The sequence below is a fragment of the [Clostridium] scindens genome, assembly GCF_019597925.1.
Classification (GTDB): Bacteria; Bacillota; Clostridia; order Lachnospirales; family Lachnospiraceae; genus Clostridium_AP.
In genome coordinates this window covers 3,758,367-3,777,779 of record NZ_CP080442.1, presented here as the reverse complement: position 1 = coordinate 3,777,779, position 19,413 = coordinate 3,758,367, and the positions used below count along the sequence as shown (strand labels likewise).

At 47.3% G+C, this 19,413-nt stretch carries 19 protein-coding genes; 18 read left to right on the top strand and 1 reads right to left on the bottom strand.

Annotated elements, in window-relative coordinates:
* The first annotated feature begins 51 nt into the window (after positions 1-51).
* The 7 genes from K0036_RS18130 (at position 52) to K0036_RS18100 (ending at position 9,276) form a co-directional block, all read left to right on the top strand.
* Entirely contained in the window at positions 52-879 is an 828-nt protein-coding gene (locus K0036_RS18130) for a Cof-type HAD-IIB family hydrolase (RefSeq protein ID WP_025641219.1), read from the top strand.
* 154 nt (positions 880-1,033) lie between these two features.
* Positions 1,034-3,223, top strand: coding sequence for an anaerobic ribonucleoside-triphosphate reductase (gene nrdD, locus K0036_RS18125; protein WP_173694354.1), 2,190 nt, complete (start codon positions 1,034-1,036; stop codon positions 3,221-3,223).
* A 69-nt stretch (positions 3,224-3,292) separates the two neighbouring features.
* Complete coding sequence (gene nrdG / locus K0036_RS18120; protein WP_025641221.1) at positions 3,293-3,787, top strand: anaerobic ribonucleoside-triphosphate reductase activating protein; 495 nt, start codon at positions 3,293-3,295, stop codon at positions 3,785-3,787.
* Entirely contained in the window at positions 3,787-3,966 is a 180-nt protein-coding gene (locus K0036_RS18115) for a hypothetical protein (protein WP_025641223.1), read from the top strand. Before nrdG ends, K0036_RS18115 begins: the two co-directional genes overlap by 1 nt.
* 273 nt (positions 3,967-4,239) lie before the next feature.
* Positions 4,240-6,609, top strand: a complete 2,370-nt coding sequence (locus tag K0036_RS18110; RefSeq protein WP_220430335.1) for a glycyl radical protein — start codon at positions 4,240-4,242, stop codon at positions 6,607-6,609.
* Positions 6,610-6,663: 54 nt separating this feature from the next.
* Complete coding sequence (locus tag K0036_RS18105; RefSeq protein ID WP_025641226.1) at positions 6,664-7,404, top strand: glycyl-radical enzyme activating protein; 741 nt, start codon at positions 6,664-6,666, stop codon at positions 7,402-7,404.
* Positions 7,405-7,425: 21 nt separating this feature from the next.
* Positions 7,426-9,276, top strand: a complete 1,851-nt coding sequence (locus tag K0036_RS18100) for an ATP-dependent nuclease (protein WP_220430334.1) — start codon at positions 7,426-7,428, stop codon at positions 9,274-9,276.
* Here the strand turns inward: K0036_RS18100 and K0036_RS18095 are convergent.
* Positions 9,273-10,160: a DMT family transporter gene (locus K0036_RS18095; protein WP_220430333.1), complete on the bottom strand. Its 888-nt coding sequence runs from the start codon at positions 10,158-10,160 to the stop codon at positions 9,273-9,275. The genes K0036_RS18100 and K0036_RS18095 overlap by 4 nt on opposite strands.
* Positions 10,161-10,420: 260 nt before the next feature.
* Between K0036_RS18095 and K0036_RS18090 the strand changes: the two genes are divergently transcribed.
* The 11 genes from K0036_RS18090 to K0036_RS18040 all read left to right on the top strand — a co-directional run bounded on the left by K0036_RS18090 (position 10,421) and on the right by K0036_RS18040 (position 19,311).
* Complete coding sequence (locus K0036_RS18090) at positions 10,421-10,726, top strand: chemotaxis protein CheW (RefSeq protein WP_220430332.1); 306 nt, start codon at positions 10,421-10,423, stop codon at positions 10,724-10,726.
* Positions 10,698-11,021 carry a hypothetical protein gene (locus K0036_RS18085; RefSeq protein ID WP_173694358.1) on the top strand — a complete coding sequence of 108 codons (324 nt, stop codon included), beginning with the start codon at positions 10,698-10,700 and terminating at the stop codon, positions 11,019-11,021. Before K0036_RS18090 ends, K0036_RS18085 begins: the two co-directional genes overlap by 29 nt.
* Positions 11,014-11,832 (top strand): CheR family methyltransferase, encoded by an 819-nt coding sequence (locus K0036_RS18080; RefSeq protein ID WP_220430331.1) that lies wholly within the window; start codon positions 11,014-11,016, stop codon positions 11,830-11,832. Before K0036_RS18085 ends, K0036_RS18080 begins: the two co-directional genes overlap by 8 nt.
* Positions 11,833-11,847: 15 nt before the next feature.
* Complete coding sequence (locus K0036_RS18075; RefSeq protein ID WP_025641237.1) at positions 11,848-12,222, top strand: response regulator; 375 nt, start codon at positions 11,848-11,850, stop codon at positions 12,220-12,222.
* A gap of 10 nt (positions 12,223-12,232) precedes the next feature.
* A complete protein-coding gene (locus K0036_RS18070; RefSeq protein WP_220430330.1) occupies positions 12,233-13,909 on the top strand; it encodes a methyl-accepting chemotaxis protein in 1,677 nt (558 codons plus the stop codon).
* Between the two features lie 13 nt (positions 13,910-13,922).
* Entirely contained in the window at positions 13,923-14,534 is a 612-nt protein-coding gene (locus K0036_RS18065) for a chemotaxis protein CheC (protein ID WP_173694360.1), read from the top strand.
* A 3-nt stretch (positions 14,535-14,537) separates the two neighbouring features.
* A complete protein-coding gene (locus tag K0036_RS18060; protein ID WP_025641242.1) occupies positions 14,538-15,014 on the top strand; it encodes a chemotaxis protein CheD in 477 nt (158 codons plus the stop codon).
* Between the two features lie 20 nt (positions 15,015-15,034).
* A complete protein-coding gene (locus tag K0036_RS18055) occupies positions 15,035-15,988 on the top strand; it encodes a diguanylate cyclase (RefSeq protein WP_025641245.1) in 954 nt (317 codons plus the stop codon).
* On the top strand, positions 15,989-17,995 hold the full coding sequence (locus K0036_RS18050; RefSeq protein ID WP_220430329.1) for a chemotaxis protein CheA: 2,007 nt from the start codon (positions 15,989-15,991) through the stop codon (positions 17,993-17,995).
* 4 nt (positions 17,996-17,999) lie between these two features.
* The gene (locus tag K0036_RS18045; protein ID WP_025641246.1) at positions 18,000-18,437 is read left to right on the top strand and encodes a chemotaxis protein CheW; all 438 of its coding nucleotides are present in this window, start codon (positions 18,000-18,002) and stop codon (positions 18,435-18,437) included.
* Between the two features lie 94 nt (positions 18,438-18,531).
* Complete coding sequence (locus K0036_RS18040) at positions 18,532-19,311, top strand: NifB/NifX family molybdenum-iron cluster-binding protein (RefSeq protein ID WP_220430328.1); 780 nt, start codon at positions 18,532-18,534, stop codon at positions 19,309-19,311.
* Positions 19,312-19,413: the final 102 nt, after the last annotated feature.

Here is a 19,413-nt window from a genome sequence, read left to right as displayed (position 1 = left end):
ATAGCATAAAACTAGGAAGAATCGTTGCAAAACTGAGAAAGGAAAGTATTTATGGGGAAAATAGTATTTCTGAATATTGACGGGACGATCCGGGACTTTGACGGTATAATTCCCGATTCCGCAATAAAAGCGATTCATATGGCCCGAGAAAATGGACACAAGGTATGCATCAGTACAGGACGCACGTATACGCGTATTGACAAAGAGATCCTGGATATTGGATTTGACGGGATTATATCCAGTTCAGGAGGATATGTAGAGTATGAAGGGGAATGCATCAGCCACAGGTATTTTACCCAGCTGGCCTATATCGAGCTGATGAATGACTTGCTGCTGCACCAGTGCGTGGTTGAGATTGAGACCGGAAGAGAAAGCTATGTCCTGAGTCAGGATATGGAAGCATATCTGGCAATCAGGGAGAGGATGTATGAGAACCTGGAAGTGGCGAAAGAAAGCGTTAAGCCGCCGGTGCCGATAGATTCTGTGCTGGATGTGCCAGAGGTGGAGAAACTGGTGGTATTCAGCAATCAGATGTCTGGAGAGGATATTCTTGCAAAATGGGGATATTCTTTCCATATTGTAAACCTGAGCGTGCCATATGAAGAAAAGTGGGCTGGCGAGATTACGCCCGACTACATTAATAAGTCGGAGGGCATCCGGCAGATTCTTCTGGCCGGGGACTATGCAAGAGAAGATTCTGTTGCCATAGGCGACAATGACAATGACCTGGAGATGATCCGGTATGCAGGCATCGGAGTGGCTATGGGAAATGGTACTGCAAAAGCCAGAGAGGCTGCGGATTATATCGCAGATTCCATAGACGAGGATGGCCTTTGGAAAACTTTTGTCCACCTGGGCCTGATAGATGATAAGAAATAGTGCACAAAATGGTAAAGATAAAGTAAATATTGTATATTAAAAATTTCCTCTTTCTTTTATGATGATTTTGCAGTATTATATTATGTGGCGCTAGATATTGTATGAGAATAGTTAGAGCGGACCAACATTTAGTGGATATAGGAGAGGAATCATCATGAGTATTGAAGTGAAGACGAACGTAATCAAGAGAAGCGGAGAGGAAGTTTCCTTTGATCTTGAAAAAATTATTAATGCTATCCGCAAGGCGAACAAAGAGGTAGACCGCCTCCACCAGATGAATGAATACCAGATAAACGCGATTGCAGACAATATTGCACACCGGGTGGAAGAGATCCCTCATGCGGTGAATGTAGAGGATATCCAGGATATGGTAGAAACCGGCATCATGGAGATGCGGGGATATGAGGTTGCACAGAAATACGTGCGCTACCGTTATAAAAGGGAATTGACCAGAAAGTCCAATACCACGGATAATGGAATATTATCTCTCCTTGAGCATATTAACGAAGAAGTGAACCAGGAAAACTCCAATAAGAATCCAGTCATCAATTCAACCCAGCGTGACTATATGGCCGGCGAGGTAAGCAAGGACTTGTCCAAACGCGTGCTGCTTCCGGAAGAAATCGTGCGTGCCCATGAAGAGGGAATCATTCATTTTCACGACTCCGATTATTTTGCACAGAAGGAGCATAACTGCGACCTGATCAACTTGGAGGACATGCTGCAGAATGGAACGGTCATCAGCGAGACGCTGATCGAGAAGCCCCACAGCTTCTTTACGGCGTGCAACGTAACGACGCAGATCGTTGCCCAGGTTGCAAGCAACCAGTACGGCGGCCAGTCATTTACTCTGGCGCATCTGGCACCCTTTGTAGACATCAGCCGTCAGAAGATCCGCAAGAATGTAATCGAGGAGCGCAAAGAATGCGGCGAGGCGCTGGATGAGGAGATCATTGCCAAGGTGACGGAGCGAAGGCTTCGGGATGAAGTAAGAAGCGGAATCCAGACTATCCAGTATCAATTGATCACCTTGATGACCTGTAACGGACAGGCTCCATTCGTGACCGTATTCATGTATCTGGATGAGGTAGAGGATGGCCAGATCCGGGAAGACCTGGCTATGATTATAGAAGAAGTCATGGTTCAGAGAATGCAGGGCGTGAAGAACGAAAAGGGCGTGTGGATTACCCCGGCATTCCCCAAGTTGATCTATGTATTAGATGAAGATAATATTACAGAGGATTCTAAATATTGGTACCTGACGGAGCTTGCCGCAAAATGTACGGCAAAACGCATGGTCCCGGATTATATTTCCGCAAAAATCATGAAAGAGCTGAAGCAGGGCGATGTATATCCATGCATGGGATGCCGCTCCTTCCTGACGGTGGAGGATTCCCAGCGGAATGAGGATGGAAGCCATAAGTTCTACGGCCGTTTCAATCAGGGCGTGGTAACCATCAATCTGGTGGATGTGGCATGCTCTGCAGAGGGAGATATGGACAAGTTCTGGAAGATTCTGGACGAGCGTCTGGAACTTTGCCACCGCGCGTTACGGTGCAGGCATGAACGTCTTCTTGGAACGATATCGGACGTTGCGCCTATCCTGTGGCAGAATGGCGCGCTGGCACGGCTTAAGAAGGGCGAGAAGATCGACCGGCTGCTGTTTAACGGATACTCTACGATTTCCCTGGGCTATGCCGGCCTATACGAGATGTGCATGCGCATGGTGGGCAAGTCCCATACGGATCCGCAGGCCAGGCCATTTGCCTTGAAGGTTATGCAGAGACTGAACGATAAGTGCAAGGAGTGGAAGGAAGCGGAGAATATCAGCTATTCCGTGTATGGAACGCCGATGGAGTCTACCACCTACAAGTTCTCCAAGTGCCTACAGAAGAGATTCGGGATGATAGAGGGAGTTACCGATAAAAATTATATTACAAATAGTTATCATGTACATGTATCGGAAGAGATTGACGCGTTCAAGAAGCTAAAATTCGAGGCGGATTTCCAAAAACTGTCTCCAGGAGGCGCTATCAGTTATATCGAAGTGCCTAATATGCAGAATAATATTCCTGCCGTGCTGTCGGTGATGCAGTTCATTTATAATAATATCATGTATGCGGAATTAAATACGAAGAGTGATTACTGCGAATGCTGCGGTTATGATGGAGAGATCAAGATTACGGAGGAAGAGTCCGGAAAACTCGTATGGGAGTGCCCGAACTGCGGAAACCGCGATCAGAATAAGATGTTCGTAGCCCGCAGGACCTGCGGCTATATCGGAACCCAGTTCTGGAATCAGGGACGCACCCAGGAGATTAAAGACAGAGTACTTCATCTGTAGAAAGAAGCCTAAAAAGTATAGGAATAAAGATATAGGCTGCAATCATTATGTGGGAATAGGTTTGTCAATATGAATTATGGAAATATAAAAGAATGCGATATCGCAGACGGCCCGGGTGTCCGGGTCAGCCTGTTCGTGTCAGGATGCCGACACCATTGCAAGGGATGCTTTAATAAAGAGACGTGGGACTTTGACTATGGGATGCCTTATACGAAGGAGACGGAAGATGAGATCATCCGTCTTCTTGCGCCTTCCTATATTCAGGGCCTGACGCTTCTTGGCGGGGAGCCGTTTGAGCCGGAGAACCAGAAGGAACTGGCAGGGCTGCTTAAAAGAGTGCGGGAAACTTATCCTGACAAGGATATATGGTGCTACACGGGCTATCTGTATGATGTGGATCTGCCCGAAGGGGGCAGGGTGCACACGGAAGTGACGGAAGAGATGCTTTCCTATATCGATGTGCTGGTGGATGGCGAATTTATCGAAGAGGAGAAAGATGTGACGCTGGTCTTCCGGGGAAGCCGGAACCAGAGGATCATAGAACTTGGGAAGGAGGAGGCATAATGCTGACCTGCAAATACACGGTTGAAAGAATCGATGGAGATTATGCGATGCTCCGAAGACTTGATGAAGAGGATCCGCAGGCGGAGCCGAAGATGGTGGCAAGAGCCTTGCTGCCTCCCGAGATTGCCGAAGGGACCACCCTTCTGTATGAATACCTTCAATACAGTATAATAGAGTAGGAGACACTCCCGGACACATGCGTCCGGGAGTTTTTTGTATATTCAATCTCATCTCAGGAGATTTTTTCTAAAGGTTTAATTTATCTATCCAAGGCTGATTCAGCCCTCAATTCACAAAGATTCTAAAGAAAAAGGCGGTGATAGTGGACGGCTTATTTGTTGCAATAACTATAGGAAGATACTATAATCAAAGATAAGAGGCATATGGAAGAATACGAGCTATAGGAATATACTAATTGTAACCCAACCATTCCTTCAAAGGAGGCAAAACATATGTTAACAGATAGAATTGAAAAAATACGGCAGAATTATATTAACGCAAAGCCAGCCATTTCGTGCGAGAGGGCGCAGCTTTGGACTGAATCGCACAAGAAGACGGAGGGACAGCATGTGGCGATCAGGAGGGCGCAGGCCTTCTATGACACTTGCGAGAATCTGACGGTACATATTTTCGACGGGGAGCTGATCGTTGGGGCGATTGGCGAGTTCCGCAAATGTGGAATCCTGACGCCGGAGTTTTCCTGGCTGTGGGTAGACAAGGAGATGGATGACTTTGACAAGCGTCCCCAGGATCCTTATGTGATGACGGATGAGCAGAGGAAGTTTGTGCGGGAGAATATCTTTCCTTATTGGAAGGACAAATCCTTAGAGGAGGCGTTTCTTGCCCGGGTTCCGGAGGATACCAGGAAGATTGGCGTGGATACCGGGGTCATTGACAACGATTCCAAATGGCGGCAGGCGGTAGGCGAAGTGACGCCGGACTATCAGGATGTGCTGTTCGTGAAGGGCTTTGGGGGAATCATCAAGGAAGCGAAGGAGAAGATCTCCATGCTGAACGAGGCTTCCCCGGAGGATATGGATAAGATTATCTTCTACCGTTCCGTAATCCTTACTTCCGAGGGCATCATCCGGTTTGCGAACCGATACGCTGAAGCGGCGGAACTGATGGCAAAGGAGGAGAGGGATGAGAAGCGCAGGGAAGAACTGCTCAATATTGCGGCAAACTGCAGAAAGGTTCCGGAAAACCCGCCGGAGACTTTCTATGAGGCAATCCAGTTCGTCTGGTTCACCCAGATCGGGGGGATCCTGTCGGAGAACCCGCTGTCTTTGAATCCGGGAAGGTTCGACCAGTATATGAATCCTTATTATCAGAAGGATCGGACGCAAGGGACGATTACGCCGGAGGAAGCGCAGGAACTGATCGACGCCCTATGGCTGAAATATTCGGAATGGGTATGGACGATTTCGGCCAATACAGCGGATTATTTCGCAGGCTATAACCAATTCCAGAATCTGACGGTTGGGGGAAGGACGCGGGAAGGCCTGGATGCCACCAATGATATTACTTATATGGCGCTTAAGGCTACCGAGGAAGTAAAGACGCACCAGCCGGGGCTTAGCGTCCGCGTTCATGCGGACTGTCCGCAAGAGTTCCTGGCGGCAGTGACCAACCTGGTCAGCAAGGGAACCGGATTCCCTGCGATCCACAATGACAGCGTGGGCTATCAGATGCTGATCAATGCCGGATATGAGCCGGAGGATGCCAGGGACTGGAACAACTGCGGGTGCGTAGTTCCTCATTATAGAAAGACCGGAGAGTGGACCGCGGCGGTCAACGTCAACTTCGGCTGCGCTTTGGAATATGCGCTGAATGAAGGAAAGAGCCGGATGACAGGAGAGAAGATGGGGCTTTCGGAGAGGCCTTGCCGGGAATTCGAATCTTACGAAGAGGTCAAGGAGGCTTTTTATAAGCAGTTTAAGAATCTGTGCAAACATTCGATCATTGCCACATTGGAGGCTCAGAAGCTTCATCAGGAAATGGTGCCTCGTCCGTTCTTATCCTCCTGCATCGAGGCGTGCCTGGAGGATGGAAAGGATCTAAGCAATGGGGGAGCCAAGTATAATGTGGGACCGGTGATCACAGGTATCGGCCTAGCCGTAGTGGCCAATTCCCTTGCGGTGATCAAGAAACTGGTATTTGAAGATAAAGCAGCCACCATGGCGGAACTGGACGCAGCGCTTACTGCCAACTGGGAGGGCTTTGAAGAACTTCGGGCCAAAGCCCAGGCCGTTCCAAAGTACGGCAATGATGATGATTATGTAGACCAGATTGCTATTGAGATTGCCAACTGGTATTACCGGGAGATCCATCAGTATAAGGATGTGTTCGGTTCTCCTTTTAACACGGCATTTATGGGGATCTCCAACTATATACCGATGGGGCGGGTTCTGGCAGCCACGCCTTGCGGGCGAAAGAATGGGGAGCCTTCCAGCGAGGGCGTATCTCCGTATGTAGGAACGGATACCTCCACGCCGCTTGCCGCGATGCGCTCTGCTGCAAAGGTGAACCAAGAGATCCATTCGGGAGGCACGCTTTTGAATCTGCGGCTCAATCACGAACTGGTGGCGACTAAGAGAGGGCAGGCAAACCTGGGAGCCATGATTCAGGCATTCTTCGCGCTGGGCGCGTTCCATGTGCAGTTTAACACCCTGTCTTCCAAGATCTTGAGGGAGGCTCAGGAGAGACCGGAAGACTATAAGGATCTGCTGGTCCGTGTGGCAGGATACAGCACACAGTTTGTGAATCTGTCAAAGTCGATGCAGGATGCGATCATTGCCAGAACGGAGCATGCTGAATTCTAAAGAAAAGCCTGTATGGCCGGGCTGAAAAATATATAACAGACAGGAGGATATTACATGGGCGGCTATATCATGCAGCTCCAGAATTACTCTGTCAACGACGGAGAGGGAATCCGGACCAACGTATTCTTGGCCGGATGCCCTCTTCGCTGTCTATGGTGTTCGAATCCGGAGGGACAGACGATCAGGAACCCTATGACCAGATATATGGAGACAGAGGAGATTATTGAGCAGGTAAAGAAGCAGATGATATTCTATCGAAACTCCGGAGGAGGCGTTACATTCTCTGGCGGGGAGGCTACCGTACAGGCAGAATTCCTAAGAGAACTGGCCGGGGCCTTTTACGATATGGGAATATCCATTGCGCTGGAGACGTGTGGATATTTCAATTATGAAGAAGTGGAAGATATCTTTAAGAAGATGGATCTGATATTTTACGATCTGAAGCATATGGATGAGGAAAGACATCGGCATTTTACGGGTGTATCCAATGAGAAGATACTATCAAATGCATCCAAGGTGGCGGGGCTTCATATACCAATGGTAATTAGAATCCCTGCTATTCATGGAGTAAACACGGATGATAAGAATATTATGGAAACTTTAAAGTTTATAAGGCATGAATTAAATGGCGCAAAACTGGAATTTTTGCCTTATCATACTTTAGGAGAGGGAAAGTATAAGGAATTGGGAATGAAGCTTCCTCCGAAGGAATTTGCAAGACCAAAGGATGAGGAGATAGAGCATTGGGCACAAATAGCGCGCGATATGGGAATCCAGGTGGTTTCCTACAAATAGTCTGGAATGGGAGGCCAAAGCATGCGAATTATAGATCTACGGATAAAGAATTTTAAATCTATAAGAGATATGCATATAGGAGGGATTGAGAATGCTCTGATACTGGTGGGGAAGAATAACACCGGCAAGACGGCCGTTCTGGATGCAATCCGAGCGGCGAGCGGCGACTATGTGGTGAGAGAGGAAGATTTTCAGGAGGATTTTCCCAATATAGAAATCTGCATATCCCTGAAGATCGAAGAAGAGGATCTTAAGAGGCTTCACAGAAGAGGAATTGTGAGCCCTTACCGCAGATATGAGGCCTGGCACAGAGACTTCTGCGAGAAGATTCCTTCCTATCAGGATGGAATTCTGGCCTTTGAATTCGTCGTAAACAGAGATGGGAAGACAAGATATGGCGATGGCTGCCAGAAGAATAATCCTTACATCCCTCAGATATTTCCCAAAGTTTATTATATGGATACCCAGAGGAACCTTGACCAGTTCCAGGATGACCTGCTTATGATGCAGGAAGATGAACTCCTCAAGCAGATGCGTTCCGGCTGCTGCATGTTTGACCGGGCCAAAGAATGCAACCATTGCTTTTCCTGCATAGGATTGATTCATCAGAAGACGACAGAGGAACTGAATGCATTTGAAGCCGCCAAACTGCTGGATTATAAGCTGTACCAGCTGAACCTGGATGCATTTTCCCAGAGTGTCAATGAGAACTTCCGCAAAAATGGGGGAAGAGACAGGATTCTATATTCTATGAACCGGGATATAGAAAAGATGCTTTCCGTTACGGCGGAGATATACAATGAGAAGCAGAACAGGCGAAGGCCGGTAAACTGTATGGGCAAGGGAATGCGAAGCATCTATATGCTGTCTCTTCTGGAGACCTATGAGGAACAGGAAGAGCAGGCAGGGGATGTGATCATGGCAGAAGATCCGGAGATATTCCTGCATCCCAAACTTCAGAAAGTCTCAGGCGAGATACTATACCGTCTCTCCAGGAGCAGCCAGGTAATATTTTCCACACATTCCCCTAATCTTCTGGCTAATTTTAATAGCCGTCAGATCCGCCAGGTCGTAATTGGCGAGGATGGATATTCCCAGGTCTGTGAAAAGACGGATATCAGCGCGGTCCTGGATGATCTGGGATATTCCGCCAATGATCTGATGAATGTAAACTTTGTGTTTATCGTGGAAGGAAAGCAGGATAAGAGCCGCCTTCCTCTGCTGATTAAGAAATATTATTCCGAGACGTATGATGACGAGGGGAACCTGTCGAGGATTGCCATCATTACCACGAATAGCTGCACGAATATTAAGACGTACGCCAACTTAAAGTATATGAACCAGATCTACCTGAAGGATAATTTTCTGATGATACGGGACGGGGATGGCAAGGACAGCGATATGCTGAAGAATCAGCTATGCAGATATTATGAGGAGAGAAATTCGGAAGATATCGACCGTCTGCCCCGGGTAACGAAGAGAAATGTGCTGGTGCTAAAATATTATTCCTTTGAGAACTATTTCCTGAACCCTCTGGTAATGGAGAAACTCGGGATCATAAAGTCGGAAGAAGCCTTTTATGAGATTCTCTTTGAAAAATGGAACGAATATTTGCATAAAATAAAAAGCGGAAAAAGACTTTTGGAGATTCTTGGAAAGGATCTGCTGACGATACAGGATATGAAAAGCCATATGGAAGAAATCAAGATCTATATGCGCGGGCATAACCTCTATGATATTTTCTATGGAAGATATAAAGGAAATGAAGAAGAGATCCTGAAAAAGTATATTGATCTGGCGCCAAAAGAAGATTTCAAGGATATTCTGGACTCCATCGAACAGTTTATATATTTTGAAAGCAGGAAGCGCTAATCCCTGCTCTCATTCCGGCTCTTAATGCTTTCAGCCAGCGTGCACGCGAGGATGATGAATGCGCCGATCAAGCCAAGCGTACCAAGCCTTTCGCCAAGAAGAAGAAAGGAAATGATGGCAGTAAGCACCGGCTGGCTGCATTGTACCATGGAAACCAGGGATGGAGGAGACCATGACAAAGCAAAATTCTGAAGCAAGTATGCAATAAATGTGCAGAATATAGCAAGATAGACGACTACGCCCCAGGCAGGCAACTTAATATGCGCGATTACGCTGACATCATCAAATACCAGCGCAAAGATAAGGCTGAATAAGGCGGTGCAGCCGGCCTGAGTCGCTGAGATCGTGATAGGATCCAGATGGGTGCCCAGGGATTTCTTGCCAAATACCAGCGAGCCTGCGATAAAGAAAGCAGTCATCAAAGCGAAAAGATCGCCTTTGTTGAATGAGAGGCTTCCGCCCTGCATGCATAAAAGAATCAATCCTGCAATCACCAGGATCTGAAGCGGCAGGTGGCTTAAGGCATATCTTTCCTTGAGTATAATGGTAGAAAGAATAGGCGCAAAGATGACGGGGAGAGACATGAGAAAGCCTACGTTTGTCGCGGAGGTAAGCGACAGGGCTATGTTGCAGCAGATATAGGCAAATGCCATGCAAAGGCTGGCGGGCAGGATATCCAGGATTTTTGCGGACTTTAACTGTTTAATAATTGATTTTCCGAAGAAAAGCATGAAGATAAGGAAGGCAAGGAAAAAACGGAAGAACAGGCACCAGAATGGAGTAATGCTTTCGTAGGCAGTCTTAGTCAGCGGGTTGCCAAAGCCATAGACGATGCTTTGAAGCAGTATGTAGATAACAGAACGGATAATATAAGCCTGTTTCATAATAGCGCCCTCCTTATTTCTAAAGTTGTCTTATAGATTGAAGGGATTATACCATTTTTATAGGTATATATTCAATGCGTATATTGAATTTTTCTGAAATTTACAGTATGATAATGGTAATTGGTGTAGATAAAGGGGTGGAACAGGAAATGGAAGAGACAAAACAAATATATTTGCTGGTTGTGTCAGGTAAATTCTATTTTCTGGTTCCACTTTTTTGCGTTATAAAAGTGACAGAAGAAAAAAAGGCGGGAGAAGATATGCCCTTATGCTTTCTGGCGAGGGATGAGGAGAAAAAGGAACGGTATACCGTCATTGTGGAAGCCGATGGGAGGCAGCTGGGGCTTGTGACGGATCAGGTTCTTGGCTTCAGGGAGATAGAGGCTTCCGGGGCTGTCAGGCTTGACAGGCCTATTATAAACAGTAGAAACGGATATCTGAAGGCCGCGGCATTGACAAAAAACGAAATGGAAGAGAATGTGCTGGCCTATATTATAGATATTGGGAAACTAAGAACAGCAGGGGAAAAGGGAGAGCATGGAGCATATAGTCATAAAAACAGATGAAGAAGCTGTCTACATATTGCCGGAGGATGTGGGAGCGATCATCAGGGAGCCTGACATCTGGGAGATCCCGGAGGGAGACCGGGAAATCCTGGGCATCTCTCCATATAAGGGAAGCCTGGTAATCTATTATAGGCTGGGGAAGCGAGAAGATTCGCAATGCGGCATTATATTAAGGAAGCGAAGAGAGGATGGCATGCTATATGGAATTGCCGCCAGCAATGCAGGCATTGAAGAGATAAGTGAAGAACTTCTGGAAGAGATACAGCCAGGAGTATGGGGAAAGAAACGTGATTAGGCTAAGAGAAAGTGAATTCGAGGATATTGTGAGATATATCCGCGAGAATTATGGAATTAATCTTGACAAGAAGCAGGTACTGATCGAGTGCAGACTGTCGAGGGAACTCGAAAAGCGGGGAATTGATTCATATGGAAAGTACCTGGAATTGATTAAAATGGACAAAGACGGGGATATGGCGGGAGAGATGATCAACCGCCTGACGACGAATTATACATATTTCATGAGGGAACCCAGCCATTTTTCCATTTTAAGGGATGAGATCCTGCCGGAGACATATGATGGAAGGCACTATGGAACTTATAATATCTGGTGCGCCGGATGCTCTACAGGAGAAGAGTGCTATACGCTTGCGATGACGCTTGCAGACTATAGGAAGCGTTTTCCGGGTGTGCCATCGACAAGGATTCTGGCAACAGATCTGTCAGGCGAAGTCCTGAGACAGGCACAGGAGGCTGTCTATCCGATGCGGGAGTGGGACAGTTTGCCGAAAGAGTGGCAGCAGGAATACTGCTACATTGTTGATGAAAAGCATTTTGGGATTGACGAGAGGCTGAAATATAACATTACATTCATGAAGCATAACCTGATGGAGGAATTTCCTCAGGAGAAGAAGTTTGATCTAATCTTATGCCGTAACGTGATGATTTATTTCGATAAGGCTTCCAGACGGAAGCTGATATCATCCTTGGAGCGGCATCTCAAGCCTGGAGGCTATCTGCTTATCGGACATTCAGAACTGCTCTCGGCAGAAGAGTCAAGTCTTAAGACAGTACATCCTGCTATATATAAAAATCTATCAAATGCATAGGGGAAGGGAGTAATTATGCAGACACAAGTATTGATTGCAGATGATGCAATGTTTATGAGGAAAGTAATCCGCAAGCATCTGGCTGAATGCGGGATGACCGATATCGTCGAGGCGGCAAATGGCGCCGAGGCGGTAGAGTTATTTATCAAAAATCGCCCGGGGCTGGTACTCATGGATATCACGATGCCGGAAATGACGGGGCTGGAGGCTTTGGAGGAGATACTTAAGACAGATCCCGAGGCCAAAGTCATCATGTGTTCGGCAATCGGGCAGCAGAGCATGATCATCAAGTCATTAGAAATGGGCGCAATGGGATTTATCGTAAAACCTTTTGAAAAAAATGAGTTTGAAGCGACGATACGCAGCGTAATCGGACAGCCGGAAAATTAAGGGGTGGCATATGAGAAAAAGATTCAGGAATTTGAAAGTTGGCAGAAAATTAGCTGTCGCTTTCATAAGCATTATTATTCTATATATCGTTACGGTAGCAACGGCGGTACTGAATATCCGGAATATGTCCGAGAAAATAGAGAGCCTGTATTACGGGCCGTTTGCAAACGTAGAGTCGTCTCTTAAGATTATTGCGGATATGCAGGTCATAAACAGGAATATCCTCATCATGGCTACTACGGACGGAGTGGACAGTAACAATGCCAATTTGGAGAAGACACGGGAACTCATAGAACAGAATCAGAAGGAACTGGAGAATCTGGCCAGCGGATATGTGAGCGGACAGGACAAGGTAGATGCATTGGTGCAGCAGATGAACGAATTGACTCCTGTTAGGGCCGCGGTCATGGAGCTGCTGGAAGAAGGGAAGGACGAGGAGGCGTACCAGAATTATCTTAGCGTCTACAATCCCAAAGTCGAGACGGTAAAAGAAACGCTGTCAGAGGTGGTAGAACTCTCGCTGGCAGATGCGCAGGATAAACTGGTGGGCAGCCAGAATTCCAGCGTCAATACCATTATCATATTCCTGATTCTCGCAGTGGCATGCATTATAATGACAATCATCCTCTGCATAGCGATTTGCAAAAGCATTACGGAACCTGTCAAGGAGGTGCAAAAAGCCGCCAACGAGATTACCAGCGGCCAGCTGAATATCAATATTGGATATACGGCGCGGGATGAACTTGGAGAACTCTCCGAAAATATCAGAAATACCGCGCAGACTTTAAATTCCTATGTTGCGGAGATCAGAAGGGGACTGGAGGCGCTTGGAAAAGGCGAACTGAAATACCACACAGAAGTCGAGTTTGCCGGGGATTTTGAGAAGGTCAGAGAGGGCATGGAAGAGATCGCAGCGCTGCTTTCAGATTCTATGCAGCAGATCGGAGGAAGCGCGGAACAGGTTGCAGGCGGAGCCGAGCAGGTATCCAACAATGCCCAGGCGCTTGCCAGAGGGGCCTCTGAGCAGGCTGGATCTATTGAAGAATTGGCGGCCAGCATAAATGAGATATCGGACGGCGTGAAGAATAATGCCGATGTGGCCGTAAAGTCAAGCATGCTTGCCAATAAAGTGGGCGAGAGCCTGGTGGAGAATAATAGGCAGATGCAGGAACTGCTGGGTTCCATCAATCAGATTAAGCAGAATTCAAGAGAAATAACCAAGATCGTAAGTGAAATCGAGGATATTGCCTTCCAGACGAATATACTGGCTCTGAATGCGTCAGTAGAAGCAGCAAGGGCTGGCGAGGCGGGCAGGGGATTCTCTGTCGTGGCAGGAGAGGTCAGGCGGCTTGCAGCTAAGACCGCAGAGGCCTCCAAACTGACATCAGAACTGATCGTGCGCAATGCGGACGCCGTGGAGGCTGGCCAGAAGGTGGTTGATGCGGCAGTAAGCAAGATGCAGGAATCTGTGGAAGGCGCGCAGGAAGTGAAGCGGAAAGTAGAAGTGATATCAGAGGCTTCCACGCAGCAGTCCGATGCGATCATTCAGATTCGAAAGAGCGTCGAGCTGATATCAGAGATCGTGCAAGGGAATTCAGCGATGTCCCAGGAAAGTGCCGCAGCAAGCGAAGAACTTTCCGCTCAGGCTCAGATATTAAAGGAACTGGTGGAAAGATTCGAAATCTAAGAGGAGAAGCGATATGAAAAATTATTCGGATCTTGACGAATCTGCAAGAGATCTGCTAAGAGAGATGGGGAATATAGGAACGGGCAATGCTGTCACATCGCTGGCGCAGATGATGGGATGCCAGGTTGATATCAGAAGCCCGGGCGTGAGCATCGTAAAGTATCAGAAGCTCTTTGATGCCATTGGGCATACGGAAGAGGTGCAGACAGGGATCCTGGTGGAGATATCCGGAGATATCAGCGGAATATTTCTCTTTCTGCTGGATGAGACATTTACCGAATACGTGCTCAATGCTATTCTGGACTCTGACATAAAGGGGCTTGGCGGACTAAGCGAGATGGAGGAGTCGCTCATCTGCGAACTCGGCAATATCGTATGCGGATCGTATATCCGCGCGCTATCGCAGCTGCTGGAAATTGAGATAGACGTATCAGTCCCGAGCCTGTGCATAGATATGGGAGGAGCGATACTTAGCGCCCCGCTCAGTAGAATCGCTCAGGCCAGTGATGACATACTCTTGATCGAGAATACATTCTATATAGATGGCGAGTCGTTTATCGGCAGGATACTATTTTTTCCAGAACTAGAGGCGCTGGAAACGGTCGTCCTTAAGTCCAGGGAGTAGCATATGGATAAAATCATGGTAGGCATTGCGGAAGGAAAGATAGCCAGAAAAACGCAGGTTCTGGCATCTTATGCGCTTGGATCCTGCGTGGCGATCTGCCTGTACGATCCCAAGAATAAGATAGCAGGCATGGCCCATGCTATTCTGCCCAGGAAAGAAGATGCGGTGGATCAAGGGAATCCATATAAGTTTGCAAGAGAAGGGGCATCAGAACTGATTCGGGCGATGGTAAATAGCGGGGCAGAGAAAAAGCAGATTACGGCCAAACTTGTTGGCGGAGCCAGGATGTTTAAGACACGGGAAAGAGATATGGAGATTGGAGCCAGGAACGTTATGGCGGCAAAGGAGGCCCTTCATAAAGAGGGGGTGTCGATACTGGCAGAAGATACAGGAAAAAACTATGGACGTACCGTATTCTTTCATGCTGAGGATGGAAGAATTCAGGTAAGTACAATAAAAAAGACAACCATTGTAATATGAGTAACTACGGAGGGGCAATTATGAGCACGAAAAATAAACAGGTTGTAATGGTAATAGATGACAGCCTGCTGATATGCAAGGAAATTAAGAAAGCGCTTGGGGACGAAGTATTCATCTGCGAAGCACATAATGGAGAGGAAGCCATGGAGAGGATCGCACAGTATCAGCCAGATCTGATCCTGCTGGATGTGGTGCTGCCGGATACGGATGGATACGAGTTGTTTGGCAGGCTAAAAGAGGTTGACCAGAATAACGCCACGATTATCTTTCTGACATCAAAGGATAAAGATGAAGATGTGATCAAGGGGTTCGGCGTAGGCGCCTATGATTATATCAAAAAGCCGTTTGTCCATGCCGAACTGCAGTCAAGGGTTAATATTCATCTGCAGCTGAAACAGCAGAAGGATGAGTTAAACGCGCAGAATCAGGAACTTCGCACCAGCATGGAAAAATTAAACTATATGGCCTTCCGTGATGGCCTTACAGGCCTTTATAACCGCAGATACGTAATCGGCGATCTGTCGGATGATATCAAGGATCATTCGGCGGAAGAAAAGAAAAATGTGCTGATACTGGCAGATATCGATGATTTTAAAAAGGTGAATGATACATATGGCCATGAAGCAGGGGATATGACGCTGGTATGCATTGCCAATATATTTGAGGCGATATGCAGAAAATACAAGGTAATCCGCTGGGGCGGCGAAGAATTTCTGATCGTCCTTTTTGATGTTACGGCCGATGAGGCATATCGGCTGAGCGAGCAGATTCGGACGGATGTCGAACATTTCAAGATTGTTCACGAGGATCAGGAATTCTTTTGTACGGTTACGCTTGGCCTCCAAGTATATCAGGAAGAAGAAGGGATTGAGGAAAACATAAACTGTGCCGATAAGGCGCTCTATTATGGCAAGCGGAATGGGAAAAACCGCAGTGTCTGGTACGATAGCATAAAAGAAGTGGCGGAGATGTAGATGGGGTATTTTGATTCAGAAATGGAAGAAATGCTGGAAGTATACCTGCTGGAGACAAAGCAGCTGACCGAGCAGCTAAGCGCGGTCTTATTAGAGGCAGAAAAAAATAATACTTTTACGGAGGAAGATATTCGCAATATCTTCCGGGTCATGCACACGATAAAAGGGTCGTCGGCTATGATGGGGCTTAAGGATCTGGCATCTATGGCACATAAGCTTGAGGATCTTTTTGCATACTATAGAGAGCAGCAGGGGGGAAGCGTGCAGGCAGAGCCGGAACTTTTTGATCTTCTCTTTCGGGCGCTGGACTTCATAGAGAATGAGATGGACTGCATGGCAGCAGACGACTATAGCCCCAATAGCGCAGACGAGATAGAGAAGGATACAATACAGTACCTCGAGTCAGAAAAGGAGAAGGCTGAAGCGCCGGAGCCGGAAGCAGCAGAACCAATTGAAAAGGAAGGGGAAAGCGGGAATCCAGACAGCGTCAGGATACCGGATGCACTGGAAGGCAGAGCGGGAACCCTGGCCAGGGTAAGCCTTGAAAAAGGCTGCCGCATGGAGAATGTAAGGGCATATATGCTGATTCGTCAAATTAGCAGCATGTGCGAGAGTATGGAAAGTTATCCGAAGAATCCGGAAAGAGACCAGAATTGTTCGGAATATATAGCGGAAAATGGAATCTGGATATTATTTAAGAGCGGTAAAAAGGATGAAGTGATTGAGACTTTGAAGCACGGCCTGTTTGTGGCGGGCTGCGAGGTCGTTTATGATAAAGAGGAGCAGGCAGCCAAGCCTGCCGCGGATAATAAGCAGGAGGACGGCGAGAGCAAGGAAAATGATTTTTTAAATGTGCGCGCGGACAGGCTTGATAAATTGCAGAATCTGGCGGGCGAACTGATGATCCATATGCTGACGCTGGAATCGGAATTGGAAAAAAGCGGAAATACGGAATTATTGGAGGGCAGCGCCCGCCATATCAGCCGCCTGATAGGAGAAGTGGAGCGTACCGTCATGGAGACCAGGATGGTGCCGGTAAGCAGGATCATACCCAAGCTTCGCAGGGTCTTTCGGGATATCTTAAGAGACCAGAATAAGGAAGCAGAATTAGTAGTAAACTGCAGTGATGTGGAGGCTGATAAGAGCGTTGTAGAATATATCTCGGAGTCACTGATGCATATTATGAGAAATGCCGTAGACCATGGCATCGAGCCGCCGCAGGAGCGTGAGGCTGCCGGAAAGCCAAGAAAAGGAAAGGTTCGATTCGAGGTGGAAAGCACGATCGGCGAGCTTCGGATATCCGTGGGAGATGACGGGAGAGGCATCAGCGAGGAGGCCATAAGGCAGAGAGCGCGGGAAAAGGGATTATTTAAAAGACCGGAGGAAGACTATGACTTTCGAGAACTATGCGAATTCATACTGTTACCAGGGTTTACAACAAATTCGGAGGTAACGGAGTATTCCGGAAGAGGCGTAGGCCTGGACGTGGTCCAGAATATTATAGAAAATGCCGGAGGGCATATCAGGATACAGAGTGAGGAAGGCAAAGGCACAACGTTTATCATGGTCCTTCCGCTAACGCTGGCAACGGTAGAATGTATACGGTTTAAAGTAGAGGACTGCCGGTTCTCTATGCCGGCCCGTCATGTATTCCGGTTTATGGAGTATAAAGAATGCAGGCAGGATGTGCAGAAGATTCATGGAAAAGATTATATACGTTTTGAAGACCGGATGGTTCCATTCATAAATCTTCGGCAGTTTTTTAATCTTCCAGGAGATACTCCGGATACGGCAATCGTAATCTATCTAAACAGTAGTGATGCGGAGGGGTGCATTCTTGTGGATTCCATGTATGAGCAGAAGAGGGTGGTAATCAAGCCTCTGCCACCATTGTTTGGCGGGAATTTCAGAAATACCGGCATCGGCGGGCTGAGCGTCATGGGAAATGGAAAGATATGCGCGGCCCTGGATACGGAATTGGTGATAAGCAGGTACGAAAGGGAGTGACAGGATGGAAAATGATAGCGGCAGGGAACTGCTGTGCCTGAATGGAGACGACAAGAAATATGCCATTGATTTTCAATATGTGGCAGAGATTTGCCGGGATATACAGATGTCAAAGATTCCATGCCTTCCGGAGCATTTTATCGGCCTGTGCAATTATAAAGGAATGATAGTCCCGATCTTGTCTAAAAAAGAGGAGGATGAAGAGCAGGAGTTTCTTCCGCTCGTGATAATCTTAAAAACCGGAAAGTACTATATGGGGCTGTGCGTTACCGATGGCCTCTCCATCATAACGCCGGAAGAAGGGCAGAGGATTAAAAGCCAGGCTGCAAAAGAGAGCGAAGACATCGCCATCGAGAGGGAAATATATGCGGTGGAGGAAGGATTAGTCACGGTTCTGGATGTCCAGGCTATGGCAGAGAGGCTGATACGCAATGCAGGCTAGATGGATGGCGTAATTTATTGGATTTATTATTGACATATGCTAATAAAGTGCATATAATGATTATATTGACATATGCTAATAAAGGAGAGGGCGAATGCCAAGAACAGGGAAAAAAAAGCGAGTCTTAAAGATGCCACAGAACAGCCATTTTATTTCCAGAGGGACTGAGACGGAATATGGAATCAATATGAAGGTGGAAGAGTACGAATGCATCCGCCTGATTGACTATATGGCCTATACTCAGGAGGAATGCGCACGGCAGATGGAAGTAAGCAGAGCGACGGTGCAGATGCTGTATGCAGAAGCACGCAAGAAGCTGGCAAGATTCCTTGTGGAAGGAATCAGTCTTCAGATCGAAGGCGGAGACTATGAATTAAGTCATAGGGCAGCAGTGAAAGAAAAGACTTCTGACTGTTCTTTAAATGGATTGGCAGAATGTCATTCAGAAACCCCAGGTATGGAAAAGGAGAGAAGACATATGAAGATAGCGGTAACTTATGAAAATGGACAGGTATTCCAGCATTTCGGACATACGGAACAGTTCAAGGTATATGATGTCGAGGACGGAAAGATTACGGGAAGCCAAGTTGTAGATACCAATGGGCAGGGCCATGGCGCATTAGCCGGATTCCTGGCAAATGGCAATATTGACGTGCTGATCTGCGGCGGTATCGGCGGCGGCGCAAGGAATGCGCTGGCAGAGGCAGGCATCAAACTGTTCCCAGGCGCGCAGGGAGACGCAGATGCGCAGGTAGAGTCCTATCTGGCTGGAACCTTGAACTATGATCCTGACACGATGTGCACGCATCATGACCACAGCCATGGAGACTGCGGCGGACATGGGCATGGCGAGTGCGGACATCATTGCGGATAGAGATATGGCAGGTAGATGGCATAAATAAAATGATTGCGTGAAAAGGAGAGATTTCGAATTAAGAAGTCTCTCTTTTTTGCGAGTACAGTCATTCTGACAAAA